The organism is Acidovorax sp. (assembly GCF_046339755.1).
In the GTDB taxonomy this organism is placed as follows: Bacteria; Pseudomonadota; Gammaproteobacteria; order Burkholderiales; family Burkholderiaceae_C; genus Acidovorax.
Genome location: NZ_JBKDTZ010000292.1, coordinates 1 through 8,227, shown reverse-complemented (window position 1 = coordinate 8,227; position 8,227 = coordinate 1). Strand labels below are relative to the sequence as shown.

Genomic DNA, 8,227 nt, shown 5'->3' with positions numbered 1-8,227 from the left:
GGCGCATGCCGCCCGAGAACTGGTGCGGGTAATGGTCGATGCGCTCTGCCGCCGCCGGGATGCCGGTGTCCTGCAGCAGTGCGATGGCGCGCTGGCGCGCTTCGGCGGCGCTCACAGGCAGGTGGGCCAGGATGGTTTCGGTGAGCTGGCGGCCCACGGTGTACAGCGGGTTCAGCGAGGTCAGCGGGTCCTGGAAGATGGCGCCGATGCGCCGCCCGCGGATGCTGCGCATCTGGTCGCTGTTCAGGTTGTCGATGCGCTGGCCCTCCAGCAGGATCTGGCCCGAGGCGACGCGGCCCGGCGGTTCGAGCAAGCCGATGATGGCCGCGCCGGTCAGCGATTTGCCGGCGCCGGACTCTCCCACCACGCCCAGGATCTCGCCGGGCGCGATGGAAAAGGAGATGTCGTCCAGGGCGCGCAGGGTACCGCGGCGGCCCGGAAATTCGACAACGAGGTTTTTGACTTCGAGAAGACTCATGGGAATATCGCTTTTCTTGTTCTTGTGCTTGTTCAGCGCAGACGCGGGGTCAGGGCGTCGCGCAGCCAGTCGCCGAGCAGGTTCACCGACAGGGCGATCAGCACCAGCATGGCGCCGGGGAACACGGTGATCCACCATTCGCCGGAGAACAGGTAGTCGTTGCCGATGCGGATCAGCGTGCCCAGCGATGGCGAGGTGGGCGGCGCCCCCACGCCCAGGAAGGACAGCGTGGCCTCGGTGATGATGGCGGTGGCGACCTGGATGGTGGCCAGCACCATCACCGGGCCCATGACGTTGGGCAGCACGTGCTTGCGCATGATGCGCAGCGAGGACACCCCCGTGACGCGGGCGGCCTGAACGTATTCCTTGTTGCGCTCGACCAGTGTGGAGCCGCGCACGGTGCGTGCGTACTGCACCCAGCCGGTGAGCGAGATCGAGATGATGAGCACGCCGAAGGCCAGCGATTCGTGCGCATTGGGGAACAGCGCGCGGCCGACGCCTGCGATCAGCAGCGCCACCAGGATGGCGGGGAAGGACAGCATCACGTCGCACAGGCGCATGAGGACCGCGTCGATCCAGCCGCCGCGAAAGCCGGCCAGCAGGCCGAAGGCCACGCCGACCACCACGGACAGCAGCACCGAGGCGAAGCCCACCACCAGGGAGATGCGGGCGCCATAGATCAGCGCCGAGAGGATGTCGCGCCCCTGGTCATCGGTGCCCAGGGGGTATTTCATGGAGCCTTCCGCGATCCAGGCGGGCGGCAGGCGGGCGTCGCCGAGTTCCAGCGTCGCCAGGTCAAAAGGGTTGTGGGGGGCGACCCATCCTGCAAACAGGGAGCAGAACAGACAAATCAGGGCGATCACCGCCGCCACGATCGCCATGGGCGAGGTGCGGAAGCTGTAGCCAACGTCGCTGTCAAACCAGCGGGCAAGGGTTGTTTTCATTGTGGGAAACCAGTGGGCAGACAGCACGCGCGGCGCGGGTAGCAACCGGCGTGGCTGGTCTGCTGAATGTCCGTCTCTATCTAGGTACTCGAAAGGCAGGTGCTTGCTTACTTGATGCTCATCCACTTGAAGGGCATGAAGTTGTCGGCCAGCTGCACCAGCGTGACCTTCTTGCTCACGCCCCAGGCCAGGGCCTGCTGGTGCAGCGGCAGCGTGCCCACGTCGGCGGCATGGATGTCGAAGGCTTCCTTGATCATGGCGTCGCGCTTGGCCTTGTCGGTCTCGGCCTGGATTTTCTTGGTCAGCTCATCCACCTTGGGGTTGCAGTACGAACCCAGGTTGAACTGGCCGGCACCCTTGTCGTCCACACAGGCCACCAGTGCATTGAGCGCGTTGTGCGAGTCGTAGGTGGCAGGCGTCCAGCCCAGCATGTAGAAGCTGGTGTCGCGGCGCAGGATCTTGGGAAAGTAGGTTCCCTTGGTCTCGGCCTGCAGGTTGATCTTGACGTTGATGCGCGAGAGGTTGGCGGCTACGGTCTGGCAGATGCGTCCGTCGTTCACGTAGCGGTCGTTGGGGCAGTTCATCGATACTTCGAAGCCATTGGGGTAACCGGCTTCGGCCATCAGCTTCTTGGCGGCTTCGACGTCGTAGGGCAGGCGCTTGGCATCGGGCTGGAAGCCGTTGATGCCGGGGCCCACCAGCAGGGCCGAGGGGTTGGAGGCGCCGCGCATCACGGTGCGCTTGATGCCGTCGATGTCGATGGCCTGGTAGAAGGCCTGGCGCACGCGCTTGTCCTTGAAGGGGTTCTTGCCCTTGACGTTGGAGTACAGCAGTTCGTCGCGCTTCTGGTCCATGCCCAGGAAGATGGTGCGCAGCTCGGGGCCGGTGATGGCGCGCGTGTTGGCGCTGGTGTTGACGCGCTCGATGTCCTGCACCGGCACAGGTTCCATCACGTCCACCTCGCCCGACAGCAGGGCGGCCACGCGGGTGGCGTCGTTGCCGATGGGCGTGAAGACGACTTCGGCGGCATTGCTCTCGATCTTGCCCCAGTAGGTGCCGTTGCGCGTGAACACGGTGCGCACGTTGGGCTGGCGCTCGCGCAGGCGGAAGGGGCCCGTGCCGTTGGCCTTGAACGATGCGGCGTTCTCGATGCCCTTGCGGCGGTCCACCGGTCCCATGGCCTGGTTGGTTTCGCACCACTTCTTGCTCATCATGTACACCAGCGAGACCACGTCGGGCAGGATGGGGAACGGGGTCTTGGTCTCGATCTCGACCGTGTGGTCGTCGATCTTGCGCACTTCCTTGAAGTCGTTGGTGTAGCTCTTCATGTCCGAGCCCTCGACCTGCGTACGGCTGAAGCTGAAGACCACGTCGTCGGCCGTGAAGGGCGTGCCGTCATGGAATTGCACGCCCTTGCGCAGCTCGAAGCGCCAGACGGTGGGCGAGGTCTGCTTCCAGCTGGTGGCCAGGGCCGGGGCCAGGCTCAGGTCCTTGTTGCGGCCGACCAGCGGTTCATACACGTTGCCGGTCACGCTCAGCTGCAGCGATTCGTTGAGCGAGTGCGGGTCCATGGACAGCGAATCGCCCTGGTTGGCCACGCGGATGGTCTGCGCACTGGCGACCATGCTGGACGCGGCCAGCGCGGCAAACACGGCCGTCACGGCCAATTTCTTCTGGAAGGTCATGCAGTTCTCCTGGTGGATGAAAAGTGGGTTTTAGGAGGGGTGGGTGAATGCGCCGGATGTCTGGTGCAAAAAGGTGCTCGTTGTGCGCTCAAAGCGTCGGCAGCGGCATGGCCTGCTCGATCAGGCTGGCGTGCAGCGCCGAGCCCAGGGGCAGGATGTCGTCGTTGAAGTCGTAGCGGCTGTTGTGCAGAGCGCTGCCGCTGGCACCGGTGCCCTGGCCTATGCGCAGGTAGGCGCCTGGCTTGTCCTGCAGCATGAAGGAGAAGTCCTCGGCGCCCATGCTGGGTTCCAGGTCACGCACCACATGGTCGGCACCGACCAGCGATTCAGCCACGTTGCCGGCAAAGACCGCCTCATCCTCGGAATTGATGGTGGCGGGATAGATGCGTTCATAGTGCACGGTGGCCGTGGCGCCAAAGCCCAGCGCAATCGCGCTGCACAGCTCCTTGAGGCGCTTTTCGACCATTTCCTGCACCACGGGGTTGAAAGTGCGCACGGTGCCCACCAGCGTGGCCGAGCCCGGCAGCACGCTGAAGGCGCCCAGGTCGCCGGCCTGCATGGCGCACAGGCTGACCACGGCGCCATCGAGCGGGCGCACGTTGCGCGAGACGATGGTCTGCGCCGCGGTGATGATGTGCGCAGCCACCAGCATCACGTCCACCGTCTGGTAGGCGTGCGCGCCATGGCCGCCGCGGCCCGTGATCTCGATGGTGATGCGGTCGGCCGCTGCCATCATGGCACCGGAGTTCAGGCCCACCGTGCCGGGCGCCATCGCCGGCCAGTTGTGCATGGCGAAGATGGACTGCACGGGGAAGCGCTCGAACAGTCCGTCCTCCATCATCACGCGGGCACCGGCAAAGCCCTCTTCGCCGGGCTGGAACACCAGCACCGCCGTGCCGTCGAAATTGCGCGTCTCGGCCAGGTAGCGGGCCGCCCCCACCAGCATGGCCGTGTGGCCATCGTGACCGCAGCCGTGCATCAGGCCCTGCTTGCAGGACTTCCAGGAGAAGTCGTTGTGCTCGGTGAGCGGCAGCGCATCCATGTCGGCGCGCAGGCCCACCATGGAGCCGCTGGCCGTGCTGCGCCCGCGGATCACCGCCACCAGGCCGGTGCGGCCGATGCCGTCGTGGATCTCGTCCACGCCGCACACCTTGAGCGCCTCCTTGACCCGGGCACCGGTATAGACCTCTTCGAAGCCCAGTTCAGGGTGCGCATGCAGGTCGCGGCGCAGCGCCGTGAGCTCTGGGTGGAACTGCGCGATGTGCGCGAAAGCCCGGCCGCCCGCTTTGAGTCGGCTCGCCTGCATCTCAATGCCCCCCGGCCTTGCCCACGCGCAGGCGGGGGTCGACGGCGAAGTACAAGAGGTCGACCACCAGGTTGATGACCACGAAGATCAGCGCGATCAGGCACAGGTAGGCGGCCATCACGGGGATGTCGGCGAAGGTCACGGCCTGGATGAACAAGAGGCCCATGCCCGGCCACTGGAACACGGTTTCGGTGATGATGGCGAAAGCGATCAGACCGCCGAGCTGCAGGCCGGTGATGGTCATCACGGGCACCAGCGTGTTCTTGAGGGCATGGCCGAAATGGATGGCACGGTTGGACAGGCCGCGGGCGCGCGCGAACTTGATGTAGTCGGTGCGCAGCACCTCCAGCATCTCGGCGCGCACCAAGCGCATGATCAGCGTGAGCTGGAAGATGGCCAGCGTCACCGCCGGCAGGATGATGTGGTGCCAGCCCTTGGCTTTGAGCAGTCCGGTGCTCCACCAGCCCAGTTGCACCACCTCGCCGCGGCCGAAGCTCGGGAACCAGCCCAGGTGCACGGCAAACACCAGGATCAGCAAAATGCCGATCAGGAAGGTGGGCAGCGAGACGCCCAGCAGCGACAGCGTCATGAACAGCTGGCTGGTGAAGGTGCCGCGCTTCAAGGCTGCATACACGCCCATGGGCACGCCCAGCACCAGGGCCAGCACGGCGGCCACCATGGCCAACTCAAGCGTGGCAGGAAAACGTTCGGCAATCAGGCGCGAGACCTTGGCGCCCTGGCGCAGGCTCAGGCCGAATTCCCCCTGGGCCGCGTTCACAAGGAAGTGGCCGAACTGCACGAAGAAGGGTTTGTCCAGACCCAGCGCCACGCGCAGTTCACGGATCTGTTCAGGTGTTGCGTCCTGGCCGAGCAGGAAGACCACGGGATCTCCAACGTACTGGAACAGCATGAAGGAGATGAAGGCCACCGTGACCATGACGATCACGGCCTGGATCAGGCGGCGCAAAATAAAGGCAAGCATCGGAGAGTCGAGTGTGTATTCGATGGGACGCCTTGGCCACTTTTGGTGGCGCGGCGCTCATGGGGAATCGGGTCGGAAAAAACCAAGGAGAGCAAGGACCCAGAGGCCCTTGCCCTCCCTCTGCAAGGATAGATCAGTTCACCTTGACCAAACGCATATCCACGCGGTTGTCGGCGCGGTGCACGAGTTCGATGTTCTTCTTCATGGCCCAGGGGATCACCTGGTCGTACAAAGGGATGTGCGAGACGGTGTCGTTGGACAACTGCAACGCTTCGGTCAGCATGCGCGAGCGCACTGGGGCATCGGTCTCGGCCTTGATGCGGTCCACCAGATAGTCCATGCGCTGGTTGCTGTAGCGGCCCACGTTGTAGTTGCCGTCACCGCCCTGGCCCACGCTGCGCACCAGCGATTGCAGGCTGTACAGCGCATCGAAGGTCGGCACGCCCCAGCCCAGCATGTAGATGCTGGCTTCGTAGCGCTGGATCATGGGGAAGTAGGTCACCAGCGGCAGCGTGCGCAGCTTGGCCTTCACGCCGATGCGCGACCACATGGCGGTCACGGCCTGGCAGATGGCTTCGTCGTTGATGTAGCGGTTGTTGGGGCATGCGAAATCGACTTCGAAGCCATCGGGGTAGCCTGCTTCGGCCAGCAGCTTCTTGGCCGCATCCACGCTGTAGGGGAAGCGCTTGCCGACGGCTTCGGTGTAGCCGGCCACCTGGGGGGCCACGAGCGTGCCGGTGGGCTTGCCCAGGCCGCGCAGCGTGACGCGCTCCAGCGAGGCGGTATCGATGGCCTGGTACAGCGCCTTGCGCACCTTGACATCCTTGAGCGGGTTCTTGCCCTTGACGTTGGAGCCGGGCAGTTCGTCGCGGAACTGGTCCATGCCCAGGAAGATGGTGCGGTTCTCGAGACCGTCGATCACCTTCAGGTTGGAGTCCTGGCGCAGGCGGCCCAGGTCCTGGGGAGCCGGGTCGAGCACCATGTCCACCTCACCCGAGAGCAGCGCGGCAATGCGGGTCGCAGCCGACTTGATGGGGGTGTAGACGATCTCCGTCACGTTGCCGTCCATCTTGCCCCACCAATTGGGGTTGCGCTTGAACACCATCTTCACGTCGGGCTGCCAGGAGTCCAGCGTGTAGGGGCCTGTGCCCATGGCGTTGCGGTGGGCGAAGTTCTCGTCCGTGCCCTTGATGTCCTTTGGCTCCACGGAGCGGTTCTTCTCGGCCCAGGCCTTGCTCATCATGCGCAACTCGGTCATCTGGCGCAGCAGCACGGGGTTGGGCGCCGACAGGATGACGTCGATGGTCTGGGCATCGACCTTGTTGATCTTGGTGATGCCCTGGACATAGGGCGTGAAGTTGGAGGTCTTGGCCATGGCCCGCTGCAGCGAGTACACGGCATCGTCGGCGGTGAAGGCCGAACCATCATGGAACTTGACGCCCTGGCGCAGCGTGAAACGCACCTGCGTGGGGGTCACTTCCTTCCAGGCCGTGGCAAGAACGGGCTCTACCTCGAACGTCTTGCTGTTGTAGTAGACCAGGCTTTCATACACATTGGCATGGATGCCGTTTTGCAATGCGTTGTTTTGGGAATGAATATCCCACGTGGCAATTTCGCCCTGGCTCGCCCATTTGAATGGTTTGGCATTAGCACCCGTGGCCATCAGCATGGCGGCAGCTGCGGCAATCGACAGCAGGCTGAGATTGAGTTTCATGAAACCTCTTCAACAATGTAAAAGTTTTACTATGCAGTAAATAGCGGCCATCGGCCAACGGGAAATCCCTGAATCCCGCCCTCGTGCGAGGGACTATTCCTGCCCTGGTGAGGCAGATGGACATGCAAGTAAAGTGCCAGCACCACGCCAGCCGCCTCTCCCTCGCTCCGCACGGTGGCAAGCCACGTGCAGTCTTGATTGCCCACCTGCGCACCATGGGAGTCCACAGTCCACGGTTGCCCTGCCCTGCACTCCAGCACCGATCCGAACCAATGCCACCCGCCCATGCCGGCGCCCTTCTTCTGGCAAGGATCGCACACCCATTCCTGCCGCCCATACTCCCCAGATACCCGCCGCGCGCCGCTGAAAATATCCGGCTTTTACAACACCTCCCCCCAAAAAAAGGACAAGGCGCGATAAAAGTCAAATCCATGGCGAGAATAAAAAAAGCCGCCCGAAGGCGGCTTTTTTTGTATTCATCCATTGATGACTGGCATATAGCCAGCCGTCAATATCAGAAGCTGTGACGGATACCGATGTCGTAACCGCTGGAGTTGCGGTTCAGGTTCGTGCCGTGCGAAGCGCCGTTCAGAACCGTGTTGGCTCCGTTCTTGTTCTTCACAGTGGCAGCGGTAGCGTACACGGCGGTGCGCTTCGACAGATTGTGCACATAGCCCAGAGCGAACTTGTTGGTGCGTGGGTCAGAAGCGTTGGCGATCTCGACTTCGTACGTGGAGTACGAAACGCGGATTTCGCCAGCGCCGACGGGGATCAGACCACCGATCAGCCAGCCGGTGCCTTCGTTGCCGTTCTTGACGTCGTCACGGTTCACGTGGGCCAGCAGCTTGCCGAAGCCGAAGTCGTATTGGCCACCCAGGTTCCAGGACTTGAGGTCAGCGTTCAGGAACTTGGTTTGCGACACGGCCAGAGCCACGTTCACAGGACCATTTGCCCAGCCAGCGCGAGCAGCCAGACCATTGCCGTCCTTCTTGTTGACAGCGGTGCTCAGGTTTTCACCCATGTAGTACTGCACTTGGCCGTAGAAGCCGCCCAGGTTGCCTGGCAGGAAGTAGCCGATGGCGTTCGAAGCGCGGGTGTTGGTTGGGCCACCCAGGTTG

7 protein-coding genes are annotated in these 8,227 nt (G+C 63.6%); all 7 read right to left on the bottom strand.

All coding sequences use genetic code 11. The features are described 5' to 3' along the window. On the bottom strand, nt 1-478 hold a 478-nt coding region (locus ACK59X_RS25195), incomplete at its 3' end, for an ATP-binding cassette domain-containing protein (protein WP_409961143.1). Between the two features lie 32 nt (nt 479-510). Beyond that, nucleotides 511-1,422: an ABC transporter permease gene (locus tag ACK59X_RS25190; RefSeq protein WP_409961141.1), complete on the bottom strand. Its 912-nt coding sequence runs from the start codon at nt 1,420-1,422 to the stop codon at nt 511-513. A 107-nt stretch (nt 1,423-1,529) separates the two neighbouring features. Continuing rightward, nucleotides 1,530-3,107 (bottom strand): ABC transporter substrate-binding protein, encoded by a 1,578-nt coding sequence (locus ACK59X_RS25185; protein ID WP_409961139.1) that lies wholly within the window; start codon nt 3,105-3,107, stop codon nt 1,530-1,532. An 88-nt stretch (nt 3,108-3,195) separates the two neighbouring features. Then, a complete protein-coding gene (locus ACK59X_RS25180) occupies nt 3,196-4,413 on the bottom strand; it encodes a M20 aminoacylase family protein (protein WP_409961138.1) in 1,218 nt (405 codons plus the stop codon). A 1-nt stretch (nt 4,414) separates the two neighbouring features. Continuing rightward, a complete protein-coding gene (locus ACK59X_RS25175; RefSeq protein ID WP_184859566.1) occupies nt 4,415-5,395 on the bottom strand; it encodes an ABC transporter permease in 981 nt (326 codons plus the stop codon). A 133-nt stretch (nt 5,396-5,528) separates the two neighbouring features. Then, on the bottom strand, nt 5,529-7,109 hold the full coding sequence (locus tag ACK59X_RS25170; protein WP_409961136.1) for an ABC transporter substrate-binding protein: 1,581 nt from the start codon (nt 7,107-7,109) through the stop codon (nt 5,529-5,531). A 514-nt stretch (nt 7,110-7,623) separates the two neighbouring features. After that, on the bottom strand, nt 7,624-8,227 hold a 604-nt coding region (locus ACK59X_RS25165; RefSeq protein ID WP_409961135.1), incomplete at its 5' end, for a porin.